A 14,133-nucleotide genomic window follows, 5' to 3' on the forward strand; every position below is an offset into this window, starting at 1 on the left:
TAGGCATCACAATGAAAAATCTGAGCGCTTGGCACCGTTGGTTACCTCTTTTGGTATTGGTGTCACTTTTGTTTGCTTTCCCAACAATGGCGGCTGACAACGGCTTAACTATCTTGTCCGTTTCTGATGGCGACACACAACAAGAATACAGCGTTAAACTGCAAATTCTGTTGTTGATGACGGCGCTCAGTTTTCTTCCAGCATTTATTTTGATGGCGACGAGCTTTACTCGAATTGTCGTTGTCCTTGCGATTTTGCGCCAAGCTCTTGGTCTTCAACAAAGCCCACCTAATAGAGTGTTGGTCGGGATCGCTCTCGCATTGACGTTGCTGATTATGCGCCCTGTCTGGAGCGATATTTATGAAAATGCGTTTCAGCCATACGACAACGGCGAAATCACGCTAATACAGGCTTTTTCTGTTGCAGAGAAACCAGTGAGAGAGTTCATGCTGGCACAGACGCACCAAAGCTCTCTTGAACAAATGTTACGTATTGCCAATGAGCCTCTCGACCAAAACGTTGAGGATATTTCATTTGCCGTCGTCTTGCCTGCATTTGTCATTAGTGAACTAAAAACCGCCTTCCAAATTGGTTTTATGCTTTTCATCCCGTTTTTGGTCATCGACTTGGTTGTCGCCAGTGTCCTGATGGCAATGGGTATGATGATGCTATCACCTTTAATTGTCTCACTTCCCTTTAAGTTGGTGGTATTTGTACTCGTGGATGGTTGGGCAATGACAGTTGGCACCTTATCTGCCAGCTTCGGTTAACTAGGAGCAGTTATGACCCCAGAACTAACCGTAACGTTATTTTCCGATGCAGTATGGCTGATCATTTTGATGGTTGCCGTATTGGTTGTTCCAGGCTTAATTGTCGGTTTGTGTATCGCCGTATTTCAGGCTGCCACACAAATCAACGAGCAAACACTCAGCTTTTTGCCACGTTTGCTCGTTACCTTATTAATGGTGATTTTTGCAGGTCACTGGATGCTCCGTAAGATCATGGAACTGTTTGATTTCTTGTTCCACAACATACCAGGGATGATTGGCTAATGGCCATCACATTTGCAGAGCTCTCGGCGATACTCGGTCAACTCTGGTGGCCGTTTTTTCGTGTGGGAGCCGTATTTATTTCAATGCCTTTCTTTGGTGATGCAATTATTCCTGTTTGGGTTCGTACTTTACTGGCCCTCTCGATCGTTGTCATTACTGGACCGTTAATGCCACCAATGCCACAAGTCGAATTATTCTCTATGACTTCCCTGTTCCTTGCTTTTGAGCAAGCTATTTGGGGGGTAATGTTTGGGTTAATTTTGCACATGCTCTTTAACGTTTTCACCATGCTTGGTCAGGTGATTTCTCTGCAAATGGGCTTAGGTATGGCGATGATGAATGATCCTATTAACGGGCTTTCTGTCGCCATTTTGGGACGCATATTTCTGATTTTCTCAACCTTGTTGTTTCTTGCGCTAGAAGGACACTTACTCGTCATAGATATCGTGATTCAAAGCTTTGTTGTTTGGCCAGTCGGATCTGGTATCACATCGCTTTCTCTGCAAGGTGTTGTCAATATTTTCGGTTGGATGTTTGCCTCTTCACTAGCTTTGGCTTTACCCGCTATTGTTTCCATGCTTCTAGCCAACATCAGTTTTGGTGTAATGAACCGAGCCGCACCATCACTTAATGTCTATGCGTTAGGTTTTCCTATGACGATGCTGCTGGGTCTATTCAGCGTATTAATCTCAGTTTCTGGTGTTCCTGGTCGCTACACGGCGCTCGTTCACGACACCATTAGACACTTGAGTAACTTTATGTTGGGGGGAGCATGAGCGATCAATCTTCTCAAGACAAAACTGAAAAAGCCTCACCGCAGAAGGTAAAGAAAGCCCGCCAGGAAGGACAAATTCCTCGCGCGAAAGAGTTTACTACTGCGGTGATATTTCTAGCGGTGGCGCTCTACTTTTACTCTCAGCTTAATAGTATTTGGGAAAGCATGTCGGGTATCTTTCGCTACAACATGATGCTGACGCGAGCCGACCTAGAAAATCCTAAACAACTTGTCGAGCAATTGGGACAAAGTTTAGCGGTCATCATAGACATGCTATTACCATTGTTTACCGTCATTATTATCGTGACCTGTGGTAGTAGCCTTGTGCTAGGCGGCTGGATGTTCCGTCCCGCGAACGTGATGCCAAAGCTGAGCAAAATTAATCCTTTGAGCGGGATAAAGCGCATTTTTTCGACCCGCTCAGTGGTTGAGCTCTTAAAGTCAACGTTCAAAGTAGCCGTGATATTCGGCATCTTATATGGCTATTTAGACAACCACTTACAGCCATTACTTGGCATGCAAAATCTCCCGCTCAGCCAAGGTTTTTCTCTAGTAATGTCAATTCTGTTTGAAGGCTTACTCTTAATGGGCTTCGCCTTGTTGTTATTTGGGGTTATCGACATTCCTTATCAGCGTTGGGAACACCTAAAAGAACTCCGCATGACGAAACAAGAATTGAAAGAGGAATTTAAAAATAATGAAGGTCGTCCGGAAGTAAAGCAACGTATTCGTCAAATACAGCAACAGTTTGCGCGCCGTAAGATCGATAAAATGGTGCCGACGGCTGACGTGATCATCACTAACCCAACGCACTATGCAGTCGCACTGAAATACGAGCCTTCACTTTCTGACGCGCCCTTTGTCGTCGCAAAAGGTGTAGACGAAACCGCTATGCACATTCAACGTATCGCCCGAGAAAACAAAGTGGAAATCATTAACTCCCCGCCACTTACCCGTTCGATTTATCACACGACGGCGATTGAACAAGCAATCCCAAGCCAACTGTACATCGCAGTGGCACATATTCTTACTTACGTTTTGCAATTGAAAGCCTTTCGTAAAGGTGAGGGAAAAGAGCCAATTCCTTTACCTCATTTTTCGATTCCAAAACATTTGCAGCACTGATTAACCCGCGTTTATCCAAGGACACGAAAGTATGCTTAACCGGTTAAAACAACTTCAAACATCAACCAAAGGCTACGTTGGCATTCCAATCGTCTTGCTAATGATATTAGCAATGGTGATTCTTCCTTTGCCTCCTCTGCTACTGGATGCGCTGTTTACCTTTAATATCGTCTTAGCAATCCTAGTATTGCTGGTCAGCACAACCGCAAAGCGACCATTAGATTTCTCTGTTTTTCCAACTATTTTGCTGGTCGCAACATTATTACGTCTCACATTGAACGTGGCTTCTACGCGAATTGTACTCCTAGAAGGACATAATGGTGGTGACGCAGCGGGTAAGGTCATTCAAGCATTCGGTGAAGTCGTCATTGGCGGTAACTACGTCGTTGGTATGGTGGTGTTTGTCATCTTGATGATCATCAACTTCGTCGTAATCACCAAAGGTGGTGAACGTATTTCTGAGGTTTCAGCCCGCTTTACGTTGGATGCTTTACCAGGCAAACAAATGGCAATTGATGCCGACTTAAACGCTGGCCTTATCGATCAGGAAACGGCTCGCTTACGCCGTAAAGAAGTCGCCAACGAAGCCGATTTTCATGGTTCGATGGATGGTGCATCAAAGTTTGTGCGTGGCGATGCCATCGCAGGTTTGTTGATTCTGTTTATCAATATCATTGGTGGTATTAGTATTGGTGTCTTCGAGCATGGACTCGCTGCGTCTGACGCCTTTAAAACTTATGCCCTACTCACAATCGGTGATGGTCTAGTTGCTCAAATTCCTTCACTACTATTGGCAACGGCTGCCGCGATTATCGTTACGCGAATTAATGATAGCGATAATGGCATGTCGGAAACCATGCAAAAGCAATTACTGGCAACTCCTGCAACGCTATTTACTGTCGCAGGTATTATGGCGGTAATCGGTATGGTACCGGGTATGCCACACCTAGCCTTTTTTGCGTTTTCTGGCGCATTAGCGTTCGCAGGGTGGCGTCAAACCAAGAAGCCAGTGCAAGACTCCCAGATTGAAGAGGTCGAAGCACTTTCACAAGCGATGCAAGACGATGATACACCGCTGACATGGGATGATATTCCTCACGTCCAAACATTATCACTTGCGCTTGGTTACCGACTCGTCCATCTAGTCAACAAAGAACAAGGGGCACCTTTATCACAACGAATTCGCGGTGTGCGTCGAAACCTTTCTGAACAAGTTGGCTTTTTATTACCTGAAGTTCGTATTCGTGACAATCTGAGCCTCAAGCCAAACCAATACACAATTTCTCTAAATGGCGAAGTCATTGAGCAAGGTTTTATTGAACCAGAGCGTTTAATGGCGATAGCGGTTGGCGAAACTTACGGTGAGGTAGATGGCATTTTGGGTAGCGATCCTGCTTATCAGTTGCCAGCTGTGTGGATTGAGCATCAAGATAAAGCAAAAGCACTTAATATGGGTTACCAAGTTGTCGATGATGGCACTGTTATTGCCACTCATATTAGTAAAATCATGAAGACAAACCTTGCAGAATTGTTTACGCACGACGATGTGGAAGCAATAACCCAGCGTTTGACACAACAAGCCCCGAAACTAGCAGAAGCATTAGCAGCAGCACTTAATCCAGCACAGCAGCTGAAAGTATATCGCCAGCTTTTATTGGACCAAGTGCCACTAAAAGATATTCGCACGATTGCCAACACAATGTTGGAATCCGCGGAAAATACAAAGGACCCGATCCTACTTGCATCTGATGTACGCTGTGCACTAAAGCGTACGCTTGTTAACTTAATTGCAGGACAAAAGAACGAATTAAATGTCTACGCACTGTCTGATGAGTTAGAACAAATGCTACTAACTTCACTGCAACAAGCACAATCTTCTGGTACGGTAACACTAGATAGCTTCCCAATTGAGCCAAACATTCTTGGTCAGTTCCAACAAAACTTGCCATTGATTAGACAACAGCTTAAACAACAGGGGCTACCTCCGATCCTTCTCGTTATGCCACAGCTGCGCCCTCTTCTAGCGCGTTACGCTCGCACATTTACACAAGGGCTGGCAGTATTGTCTTACAACGAAATCCCAGAAAACAAACAAATCAATGTGGTAGGAAACCTTGGTTAATCTTATTTCAACACATGCGATGTACGAACATTTGGTTGGTCTCGCAGTACAACACATCGTCACGGATGACGATCAATTAGTCTTTGATGCTTTAAAACACAATGATGTCCAACACGCATGCCAAGCAATTAGGGAAGCTCAATCAGGAGAAGTAGAATTCCAACACCTGACGTTGAGATTTGGTATGCGTGGAGAACAAAGTGTCTATCAATTCAAACTCTCTGAACAAATGCAGTACTGCCTGGATTTGTTCAGTCTTTACCTTGCACTAAGACAAACACAATTTCAGTTAGAAGCCTTTCATCACGACTTGATTAGTAATGTTGTCGTGCCGATTCGCGTGGATGCATTACTTTGGGAGCCTGGGGTTTATTTTCTCGAACAGACGATTCAATTCCACTCTTCTGCTTTTCAACATGTGATTCCTTCTCTTCAAGCTGATGAAACGTTATGTGATAGTGATAAAGTCGCCACACTCACCAAAAAGTTAAAAGAGAATGCATATTCACTTTGGTTTGAAGTCGCGACATCGCAAGTGAACTTCGAGCGCGTCGCAGACTTTAGTCCCGATATGATCAAATTGTCAGTCACACTAGAGGATAAAGAAGAAAGACACGCTTTCCTACCTATTGCTAAGTTCTTAAGAAAGCATAAATATACTTGGGTTGCCGGACGTGTAGCGAGTCAAACGGAACTTAACCGCTATCGTTTATTGGGTGCCAGTTATTATTTTGGTTATTTCAGCGATATCCCAACCTCTCTCTCCTTTCAGTCTTTTGATGAGGAATAGTTGAAACTCAACCATTTATATTTAAAACAGCACGATTTATTCGTGCTGTTTTTTTATTTATAACGGATAACCACAAGATCATTGGGCAATAGTTTCTTTAACTTAACTAAAAAATTTAGGCTTATATGATGATTTTCCCGGTTTTCATGGAATACAAATCACTAAAAATCATCAATTTTTATCTTTTTTAGAAATTTTTTAATTTTCAAATTAATCATTAAAGCCGACCGACCGCCTCTAGTTAGTGACAAGGGAATATCCCGAGGCCTGAAAGATATAGTGACTAACTAAGGAGACTAAGATGGCTTTATCAATGCACACTAACTACGCTTCGCTTGTAACTCAAAACACAATGAACACAACAAGCGGACTTCTAAACACAGCAATGGAACGTCTAAGCACAGGCTACCGTGTGAACTCAGCTGCTGATGACGCTGCTGGTCTTCAAATTGCTAACCGTCTAGAAGCGCAAACACGCGGCATGTCAGTAGCAATGCGTAACGCACAAGACGGCATCTCTATGATGCAAACTGCTGAAGGTGCGATGGATGAAATGACAAACATCGTTTACCGTATGAACGACCTTGCTACACAATCGTTGAACGGTTCAAACAGTGCAACAGACCGTGCGTCTCTTAACAAAGAGTTCACACAGCTTACTGCAGAACTAAACAACATCGTAGACAACACTAAGTTCGGTGGTCAAAACCTTCTTAAAGGCGGCGGCTTCGGTGCAGGTGACGTAACATTCCAAATCGGTGCATCTTCTGCTGAAACATTGACTGTAAGCGCAAGCGCAGGTATCGGTGAAATCACTACTATTCTTGCTGATGCAGCAATTACAGATGGTATCGATGACGCGACTAAAGCAAAAGCAGCACTAGACAAAATCAGCGGCGCTGACGGTCTAGTAGAAAAAATTGGTAGCTCTCGTGCAGACTTCGGTGCGAACATCAACCGTCTTGAGCACACTATGGCTAACCTTGGTAACATGGTAGAAAACGTTACAGCATCTAAAGGTCGTATCATGGATACAGACTTTGCAGTAGAGTCTTCAAACATGACTAAGAACCAAATGTTGATGCAAGCAGGTACAACTGTTCTGTCTCAAACTAACCAGCTTCCAAGCATGGCAATGTCACTACTACGCTAATTACTTAGTTAATAGTGCGCTTAATTTAAATCGTCTTAATTATAAAGCCTTCCTATGGAAGGCTTTATTTTTATCTACGAATATAAATAGAGCTCGTATTATCTTTGTGAGGTTCAGGCACTCTGAATCCGAACTTCAACATAATATTGAATAAAACCTTATTAAACAGTTCTAATTCTATCGTCTCTAATTTACTTCCTATTTTACTATCTCTAAGCTCAGGAAAATTGAACTTAGCTTCCTTTAAGATACTAGCTATCTCATCAGAATTGATGCTCTGTTTACTTAATAGTTTTTTGTTAATGAACTCTTCATATGCACGAGCACATTTCATCAATCGTAACGCAAATTCATTCATAACTGACATTCTTTGAAACGTAAAAAATTTAATTTTTAGTGAGAACACTTGCACATCGCACTATCAAAAATAATATCAGAACGCAATTAATGCACTCTGTAAGAATTATCTGAATCAAGCTGAAGTAAAGGCTGAATATAACGTCTAATTAAAACATCTCTCCTAATTAGAACCGTCAATACAATTAAATATTTTCTTTGTTTAGGTCGCCTTTTCTTATAAGGAAATTACTTTTTCCATGGAGGAAGGCGGAACAAACAAGGTGGAAACACCACTTCCTCCCAAGAAAATAAAATAGATCTAAACCTTTGTTTTAATTGAATTTAATATACGGCACGCATCTTGCCACTGATAATTAAACTAAGGCGTAGCATTCAAAGTATTCAAGCCAATAAGAGATGAGAGGAGCACACCTCATGAGTTCTTTAGACCCAGTAAAAATGGCAACCCAATTCGCACAATTGGACACAAACCCATTCAAAAACCGTTACCAAGCGCAAGCTAATGTGTACCAGTCACAACTGTCAGCTTTTAATAAAGTTGAAAGCGCACTACGTGATTTTCGTACTGCAATGAAAGAGATGAATAACAGCACAAACAGCATCATCAAAAACAGTGCGACACTCTCTCAAGAAGGTAACTTTACTGCAAACGCGGATGCTAAAGCGCTAACGGGTAACTATCAGATTTTTGTAGAAAAAGTGGCAACGGCGCATCAAGTATCTACAGGAATGCCTGCAGACCTTGAGGCGACGACAGAAGTACCAACAACTGGATCTTTAGAATTCACCATCAACGGTGAAACAATGACTCTAGACTTGTCCTCCGTTGATGTTAATGGTGACGGCACTGCAACGATCAGTGATTTAGCCAGTGCGATTAACAATCACACGGATAACCCTGGCGTTAACGCCACTCTAGTTCGCTCGAATGGTCAAACACACTTTATGCTATCGAGTACTGAGACTGGTGTCGAAAATAAGATCAACGTATCTGCATCGGGTACTGGCCAAGCGTGGTTTGAAGACGCCTTCACCAACCTCAAGCAAATCAACGCTCCGCAAGATGCGGTTATGTGGCTAGGTGCAAAAGACTCAGGCCTGAAACTAACCAACGCAAGTAATACTTTTGAAGGTGTCATCGACGGTGTTGACATTACCGTATCTAAACCGCAAGCCGCGGGAGATTCGCCAATCGGTTTAAAAATTGGAGCTGATAGCGAAGGCACTAAAGAGCAACTAGATAAGTTTGTGGAAACCTACAATGCCCTTGTTTCGACTATCGATCAGTACACCCAAATTGGCGGTGAAGATCAGAAACGCGGCGTGCTCGCTAGCGACTCGACATTGCGTTCTATTGAGAGTCAGTTAACGGGGTTAATCCGAGGTGAACACAATGGTATGCGCCTAAGCGAAATCGGCGTGAGCCTAGACCGCAACGGTAAAATGAAAGTTGATCAAGAAAAGTTCAAAGAAGCTCAACAAACAAATAGCGCAGGCTTAGAGGCGTTGTTTAATGGGGATGACGCTTTGCTAGATTCTCTTGACGCGATGGTAGAGCCTTTCTTGAAGTTCTCATCAGGTACCTTCAGCACGCGTAAAGACGCAATACAGTCAAGCTTAGACCGAATCAAAGATAAACAAACCAATTTAGAGCGTAAGTACGAAATGTCGTACAACCGCTATCTCAAACAATTCACTCAAATGAATTCAATTATGACCCAAATGAACCAAACCATGTCCATGTTTAATGCTCAAAAATAAGACATTTGGTTCCAAATTTAGGAGAAATATTCATGCTTATGGATTCTGGTTACGATTCGTACCAACAAGTCGATCTCGACGCTCAAGCGGCAGCAGCAAATCCACACCAATTAGTCATCATGTTAATCGATGGCCTACTCGATGAAGTTGAACGTATTCGCGGCCACCTAGCCGCAAATCGTTTGGCTGAGAAAGGGAATGGAATCAACAAATGCATGAACATCTTGATTGGACTAACAAGTGCTTTAGATGATGAAAACGGCGGTGAAATTGCGGAAAACCTACGCCAGCTGTATGACTTCTGCCAAGTCGAACTTTATTACGCTAGCGTGCAAAACGATGCAAATCGCTTGGTTAACGTTGAGCGTGTAATGGGTAACATTCGTGAAGGTTGGATGAATTTTGGACAACAAGCATAAAGTATCGCCAGAGCGATTCCGTCATTTATCTCAGCTCATCCAGTTCGCCGCAAAAACGGCCGATTGGCATGCGCTCAAGCGGTACGACTTGCAGTTGCGAGAGCTTTTGATCAGTCACAAGCCTTTTTTGAAAGATCCTAAGCTTGCACCTGAAATCCAGCGAGCGAAAACAGTGCACGCTAATGCCTTCGCAGTATTAGAGAAGTCGACCAACGAGTTGAAAAAAGAGATGAACATGGTCAATGACCATCAAGAACGCGCTATGGCCTATCAATTAGCAATGACCATGGAGCTAACTCAATGATCATACCTTCTTCAACTCAGCACTCGGGTAATTCGCCAGCTAACAATGAGGGTCACATCAAGCAAGCGAACTCGGTACACGGCTTTTCTCATGGTTTTAGATCAGGGAACAAGCAGAATGGTGAGCAAGACTTTAACTCTGCGTCAGCAGTACCGAGTTTTCACCTTACGGCCTCTACTTTGAACAGCGCAAACAAAGTACAAAGTCATGGTTTTGATACTGATGACCGCTCAGCTTCAGATCCGGATGCCAACTTGACCAGTACACTAGGGTTAACAGAATCGACTGATCTTGCAGCGCAAGCTCAAGCTTTAACCCAGGGTATGATTACCATGGCAGAGAAGCAGGCTGAGAAACTAGGAAAAGCGTCATCTTTAATGACTGCGAGCGAAGTTAAGTCTGTTACTCAAGATTCGTCTAACGCTATGTTAAACACATCATCAAAACAAGATGTGAAGCAAAGTCTGCCGACTTCATCGAGTTCGCGTTTGCCTATCTCCGGTGCTGAGTTTCAAACTCTTTTGAATCAACCTGTTCAAGGGCAACCAACCGCCTCTCTACTTCAAGCACAAGCTCCTACAACACAACCTGCACATTCACCGGTTGCGACGAGTCATGTTCAAGCTCAAGGCTCTGAGTGGGCAGCGGTGCGTGTTGATACCACTGCAGGAAAGTGGGGGGAGCAAATGATGCAAGTATTACATGATCGCGTGACGCTCCAAGCTCAACAAAATGTACAAGAAGCAAAAATCCGCCTAGACCCACCAGACTTAGGGAAATTGGATTTACTTGTACGTGTTGAAGGTGACCGATTGAGTGTCCACATCAACGCCAATGCCGCAGCAACACGAGAAGCTTTAATGCAAGTTTCGGAACGATTGCGTACTGAGTTACAAGAGCAAAACTTCGTTCATGTCGATGTCAATGTTGGCTCTGATCAAAACCAAGGTCGAAATGACCCACATGCAAACGAAGAAGACGCCAATATTTTCGCCGCACGAGAATCTGGTGCATTCCAAACCACGACAACAACTAACTATTCAGAACACTGGCTAAGCACTCAAGCTTAGTGAATCTTCGAGGAAAAAGGTTATGACCAAACAACAAATGATCGCCCTGTTTATCGCCATGATCATCACCAGTGCCCTCGTTTCGGCCGTCACAATTATGGGCGGAATCTGGTACTTAAACAAACACGCTCAAGAGTCACCTGACTCTGGTTCACTGATCGAAGACTCTCCACTGTCTTTTTTGGTCACAGAACAACCGACAAGTAAAGGTCCTAGCTTCCATCCTTTGGACAAAGTCGTTTTGACCGTTAAAGGCAAGAAACAGACTCACTTTGTGATGCTAGAACTGGCAATTGAGACACGCCGTCCAGAGCGTATCAAAGAGATCGATGAATACATGCCTATGGTACAAAACTCTCTATTAAAACTGTTTAGCGACAAAACGTTTGATCAGTTACAGCAAGCGGGTGCCATCGATATTCTGCAAGACGAAGTGAAGCAAACGCTTCTACTCGCTTTTGCTAAAACAGACATCGTCCGAGAAATCGACGATGTTTTGTTGACTAAATATGTTGTGCAATAACGGAGCACAACCATGTTAGACATGAATGTACAAGACACTTACACCACAGAAGAGGAAGTGACAACACCGTCACGACCAATTGATGAAAACGCATTGCTACAACGTCATCAGGTCATGGTAAAACGCGTAGTTAACCAGCTGCGCGTTCATGCCACTTCTCACTGTAGTATTGAAGATATGCAGCAGATAGGCCTTATCGCTCTAGTCGAGGCTGGACGCCGATATGGCGATGTTGACGATCCTCACTTTCCTGCTTTCGCCGTTTGTCGAGTTCGGGGAGCTATTTTAGACGAATTACGCCGACTAGATTGGCGTTCACGTAAGACTCGTCAACAAGCCCACGAGCTCAACGACGTGACTCGAGATCTCACTCGAACGTTAGGTCGAATGCCAACGGATGCCGAAATCATCCAGGCTTTAGGGACGAATGAGCAAGATTATTACAACCGCCAAAATGCCGCTCTCGCAGGCGAGATGCAAAGCCTTGACCAACTGATGGAGAGCAGCGGTGATAGCTACATTGGCGGACAATACGATGGCATGGAACATGAACATATTCGTCGTAGTTTAGACAGTGCTTTGGGTAAGTTACCTAAGCGCGATCAACTGCTCCTGACTCTGTTCTATCAACATGAACTCAACTTACACGAAATAGCTCTGGTATTGGATCTGACACCACCTCGTATATGTCAGCTTCACAAACAAGCGCTGAAACAACTCAACCAATTAATGTCCTCTTAGGAGTCACAAGATGCAAAAGTTTTTTGGAGTGCTCACTATCCTGGTGTGCGTCTTCGGTGGATATATGTGGGCCGGTGGTAGCTTAGGTGCTATCTGGCAGCCAGCCGAATTCCTTATCATTATTGGCGCCGCTGCTGGTTCTTTGATCATCGGTAATCCGCCTCATGTACTAAAAGAAATGCGTCGACAAGTGCCAGCGACCATTAAAGGTCCAACAGAAGAGCATGAGTACTACATGGAATTAATGGCACTACTCAACAACTTGCTAGAGACAGCGAGAAACCGCGGATACAAGTTTCTGGATTCTCATATTGAGGCTCCGGAGCAAAGCTCTATGTTCCTCGCTTACCCGACGATCGCAGAAGATCATCGCCTAATTTCTTTCATTACTGACAATTTACGTTTAATGGCAATGGGACAGATGTCGCCTCATGAATTAGAGGGACTGCTAGAGCAAGAAATCGAAGCAATACAGAACGAAATGCTTTTACCTTCACGCTCACTACAGCGTACAGCAGAAGCACTACCTGGCTTCGGTATTCTTGCAGCAGTTGGTGGCATTATTATCACCATGCAAGCTATTGATGGCTCAATCGCTATGATTGGGTATCACGTTGCGGCAGCTCTCGTTGGTACATTCATTGGTATTTTCGGTTGTTACTGTGGCTTAGATCCACTAAGTAACGCCATGGCTCAGCGAGTAAAACGTAATATGACTGCTTTTGAGTGCGTTCGTGCAACCTTGGTTGCCTACGTAGCGAAAAAGCCGACATTGCTCGCCATTGACGCTGGTCGTAAACATATTCAGCTAGACATCAAACCAACATTCAACCAAATGGAGAAGTGGTTAGCTGAACAGGAGGGATAATGCAAAAACAAGAGCATGTAGTGTTCAAACGTGCCAAAGTATACAGCCATGATGAGTCGTCTCATGGCGGCGCGTGGAAAGTCGCGTTTGCTGACTTCATGATCGCCCTAATGGCGCTGTTTCTTGTACTTTGGGTTATGCAGGTGGTAGACAAAGAAGAGCGTAAAGCGATTGTTGCCCACTTGCATAGTTCAAGCGTATTCGACAAGAGTTACGGCAACCCATTTGATACGTCACAAAGTATTTCTCCTATCGACTTGGCACAGGACTCTTCTGTGCCAAGTAAACACAACTCCAACCATGTGGTAAGCTCTTACTTCAAAGGTGATGGGGATGGACCAGAAATTGATTCTTTGATTCCTGGTAACTTCGATACTCAAGAGCAACTTGCCGCACTAGCAAAAGTAATTGAGCAAATGACTGCCCAAATTAATGCGCAGGGAAATGTAAACGTCACGGTGACACCACAAGGTTTGCGTATCGTCCTTCAAGATGATTACAAACAGCATATGTTCAGCCGTGGTGGTGCAGAACTTACTCCTTTTTTTGAAGATTTACTGCTCGCACTAGCACCTGTATTTCATCGTGTTAACAACCCTCTGATCATCAGCGGACACACAGATGCAATTCCATTTAAAAAGCGTTTTGGTCGTCAATCTAACTGGGCGTTATCAGCCTCTCGAGCAGACGTAGCAAGAAATACGTTAGTTGAAGGCGGTATGCCGGACGATAGAGTAATGCAGGTAACGGGTATGTCAGATAGAGCGCTGCTTAATCCTGATGAGCCAGATTCTAGCGAAAACCGTCGTATTGAGCTGTTTGTTTTAACGACTCCTGCCGCTAAAGTGCTTGAGACCCTTTTTGGCAACCACCAAGAAAGTGAACTGCAAAAAGCGAAAGATAAGGCTGAATTTAACCAACCAGTCATTCGTCAAGAAGTCATCAATTACTCCGGCGATACCGCCACCAGCGAAGTAAAAATTCAAGAATTATAATCTTAAAAGGTCACCACTCTGATGGTGACCTCTCTAACCAAAGCCTCTGTTACTGTGACTTTTTAGTTGAGTTCT

General features: G+C 43.9%; 16 protein-coding genes. 15 read left to right on the forward strand and 1 reads right to left on the reverse strand.

Annotation, left to right across the window (positions count from 1 at the left end; translation table 11 throughout):
• Window positions 1–11 precede the first annotated feature (11 nt).
• The 7 genes from fliP to lafA all read left to right on the forward strand — a co-directional run bounded on the left by fliP (window position 12) and on the right by lafA (window position 7,017).
• Window positions 12–770, forward strand: a complete 759-nt coding sequence (gene fliP, locus MTF70_RS05015; protein ID WP_005375037.1) for a flagellar type III secretion system pore protein FliP — start codon at window positions 12–14, stop codon at window positions 768–770.
• A 12-nt stretch (window positions 771–782) separates the two neighbouring features.
• On the forward strand, window positions 783–1,052 hold the full coding sequence (gene fliQ, locus MTF70_RS05020) for a flagellar biosynthesis protein FliQ (RefSeq protein ID WP_005375036.1): 270 nt from the start codon (window positions 783–785) through the stop codon (window positions 1,050–1,052).
• Window positions 1,052–1,828, forward strand: coding sequence for a flagellar biosynthetic protein FliR (gene fliR / locus MTF70_RS05025; protein WP_005375027.1), 777 nt, complete (start codon window positions 1,052–1,054; stop codon window positions 1,826–1,828). The genes fliQ and fliR overlap by 1 nt, the downstream gene beginning before the upstream one ends.
• On the forward strand, window positions 1,825–2,952 hold the full coding sequence (gene flhB / locus MTF70_RS05030; RefSeq protein ID WP_005375025.1) for a flagellar biosynthesis protein FlhB: 1,128 nt from the start codon (window positions 1,825–1,827) through the stop codon (window positions 2,950–2,952). The genes fliR and flhB overlap by 4 nt, the downstream gene beginning before the upstream one ends.
• Before the next feature lie 31 nt (window positions 2,953–2,983).
• Window positions 2,984–5,074 carry a flagellar biosynthesis protein FlhA gene (gene flhA, locus MTF70_RS05035; protein ID WP_005386867.1) on the forward strand — a complete coding sequence of 697 codons (2,091 nt, stop codon included), beginning with the start codon at window positions 2,984–2,986 and terminating at the stop codon, window positions 5,072–5,074.
• A gap of 19 nt (window positions 5,075–5,093) precedes the next feature.
• Complete coding sequence (locus MTF70_RS05040; RefSeq protein WP_017633491.1) at window positions 5,094–5,864, forward strand: EAL domain-containing protein; 771 nt, start codon at window positions 5,094–5,096, stop codon at window positions 5,862–5,864.
• Window positions 5,865–6,165: 301 nt separating this feature from the next.
• Window positions 6,166–7,017 (forward strand): lateral flagellin LafA, encoded by an 852-nt coding sequence (gene lafA / locus MTF70_RS05045; protein WP_005375019.1) that lies wholly within the window; start codon window positions 6,166–6,168, stop codon window positions 7,015–7,017.
• Window positions 7,018–7,087: 70 nt separating this feature from the next.
• Here lafA and MTF70_RS05050 read toward each other — a convergent pair whose 3' ends face one another.
• A complete protein-coding gene (locus MTF70_RS05050) occupies window positions 7,088–7,375 on the reverse strand; it encodes a hypothetical protein (RefSeq protein ID WP_025768597.1) in 288 nt (95 codons plus the stop codon).
• A gap of 416 nt (window positions 7,376–7,791) precedes the next feature.
• Between MTF70_RS05050 and fliD the strand changes: the two genes are divergently transcribed.
• The 8 genes from fliD to MTF70_RS05090 are packed head-to-tail and all read left to right on the forward strand — an operon-like array spanning window position 7,792 to window position 14,058.
• On the forward strand, window positions 7,792–9,138 hold the full coding sequence (gene fliD / locus MTF70_RS05055; protein ID WP_005375015.1) for a flagellar filament capping protein FliD: 1,347 nt from the start codon (window positions 7,792–7,794) through the stop codon (window positions 9,136–9,138).
• A gap of 32 nt (window positions 9,139–9,170) precedes the next feature.
• On the forward strand, window positions 9,171–9,557 hold the full coding sequence (gene fliS / locus MTF70_RS05060) for a flagellar export chaperone FliS (protein WP_005375014.1): 387 nt from the start codon (window positions 9,171–9,173) through the stop codon (window positions 9,555–9,557).
• Window positions 9,541–9,861 (forward strand): hypothetical protein, encoded by a 321-nt coding sequence (locus MTF70_RS05065; RefSeq protein WP_005375013.1) that lies wholly within the window; start codon window positions 9,541–9,543, stop codon window positions 9,859–9,861. The genes fliS and MTF70_RS05065 overlap by 17 nt, the downstream gene beginning before the upstream one ends.
• A complete protein-coding gene (locus MTF70_RS05070; protein WP_025768599.1) occupies window positions 9,858–10,931 on the forward strand; it encodes a flagellar hook-length control protein FliK in 1,074 nt (357 codons plus the stop codon). The genes MTF70_RS05065 and MTF70_RS05070 overlap by 4 nt, the downstream gene beginning before the upstream one ends.
• Window positions 10,932–10,953: 22 nt before the next feature.
• Complete coding sequence (locus tag MTF70_RS05075; RefSeq protein WP_005375011.1) at window positions 10,954–11,454, forward strand: flagellar basal body-associated FliL family protein; 501 nt, start codon at window positions 10,954–10,956, stop codon at window positions 11,452–11,454.
• A gap of 12 nt (window positions 11,455–11,466) precedes the next feature.
• Window positions 11,467–12,195: a FliA/WhiG family RNA polymerase sigma factor gene (locus tag MTF70_RS05080; RefSeq protein ID WP_005375008.1), complete on the forward strand. Its 729-nt coding sequence runs from the start codon at window positions 11,467–11,469 to the stop codon at window positions 12,193–12,195.
• A gap of 10 nt (window positions 12,196–12,205) precedes the next feature.
• Window positions 12,206–13,063, forward strand: a complete 858-nt coding sequence (motA, locus tag MTF70_RS05085) for a flagellar motor stator protein MotA (protein WP_005375006.1) — start codon at window positions 12,206–12,208, stop codon at window positions 13,061–13,063.
• On the forward strand, window positions 13,063–14,058 hold the full coding sequence (locus MTF70_RS05090) for a flagellar motor protein MotB (RefSeq protein ID WP_005375003.1): 996 nt from the start codon (window positions 13,063–13,065) through the stop codon (window positions 14,056–14,058). The genes motA and MTF70_RS05090 overlap by 1 nt, the downstream gene beginning before the upstream one ends.
• Window positions 14,059–14,133 lie beyond the last annotated feature (75 nt).

Source organism: Vibrio sp. 2CM40D, assembly GCF_023161825.1.
GTDB classification, from domain to species: Bacteria; Pseudomonadota; Gammaproteobacteria; order Enterobacterales; family Vibrionaceae; genus Vibrio; species Vibrio alginolyticus.

What these genes read in the sequence shown, in the direction of transcription:
- fliD (WP_005375015.1), top strand. Translation starts at nt 7,792, where the DNA reads ATGAGTTCTTTAGACCCAGTAAAAATGGCAACCCAATTCGCACAATTG.
- lafA (WP_005375019.1), top strand. Translation starts at nt 6,166, where the DNA reads ATGGCTTTATCAATGCACACTAACTACGCTTCGCTTGTAACTCAAAAC.
- MTF70_RS05075 (WP_005375011.1), top strand. Translation starts at nt 10,954, where the DNA reads ATGACCAAACAACAAATGATCGCCCTGTTTATCGCCATGATCATCACC.
- MTF70_RS05080 (WP_005375008.1), top strand. Translation starts at nt 11,467, where the DNA reads ATGTTAGACATGAATGTACAAGACACTTACACCACAGAAGAGGAAGTG.
- MTF70_RS05050 (WP_025768597.1), bottom strand. Translation starts at nt 7,375, where the DNA reads ATGAATGAATTTGCGTTACGATTGATGAAATGTGCTCGTGCATATGAA.
- MTF70_RS05070 (WP_025768599.1), top strand. Translation starts at nt 9,858, where the DNA reads ATGATCATACCTTCTTCAACTCAGCACTCGGGTAATTCGCCAGCTAAC.
- MTF70_RS05090 (WP_005375003.1), top strand. Translation starts at nt 13,063, where the DNA reads ATGCAAAAACAAGAGCATGTAGTGTTCAAACGTGCCAAAGTATACAGC.
- flhA (WP_005386867.1), top strand. Translation starts at nt 2,984, where the DNA reads ATGCTTAACCGGTTAAAACAACTTCAAACATCAACCAAAGGCTACGTT.
- fliR (WP_005375027.1), top strand. Translation starts at nt 1,052, where the DNA reads ATGGCCATCACATTTGCAGAGCTCTCGGCGATACTCGGTCAACTCTGG.
- MTF70_RS05040 (WP_017633491.1), top strand. Translation starts at nt 5,094, where the DNA reads ATGTACGAACATTTGGTTGGTCTCGCAGTACAACACATCGTCACGGAT.
- motA (WP_005375006.1), top strand. Translation starts at nt 12,206, where the DNA reads ATGCAAAAGTTTTTTGGAGTGCTCACTATCCTGGTGTGCGTCTTCGGT.
- flhB (WP_005375025.1), top strand. Translation starts at nt 1,825, where the DNA reads ATGAGCGATCAATCTTCTCAAGACAAAACTGAAAAAGCCTCACCGCAG.
- fliP (WP_005375037.1), top strand. Translation starts at nt 12, where the DNA reads ATGAAAAATCTGAGCGCTTGGCACCGTTGGTTACCTCTTTTGGTATTG.
- fliQ (WP_005375036.1), top strand. Translation starts at nt 783, where the DNA reads ATGACCCCAGAACTAACCGTAACGTTATTTTCCGATGCAGTATGGCTG.
- fliS (WP_005375014.1), top strand. Translation starts at nt 9,171, where the DNA reads ATGCTTATGGATTCTGGTTACGATTCGTACCAACAAGTCGATCTCGAC.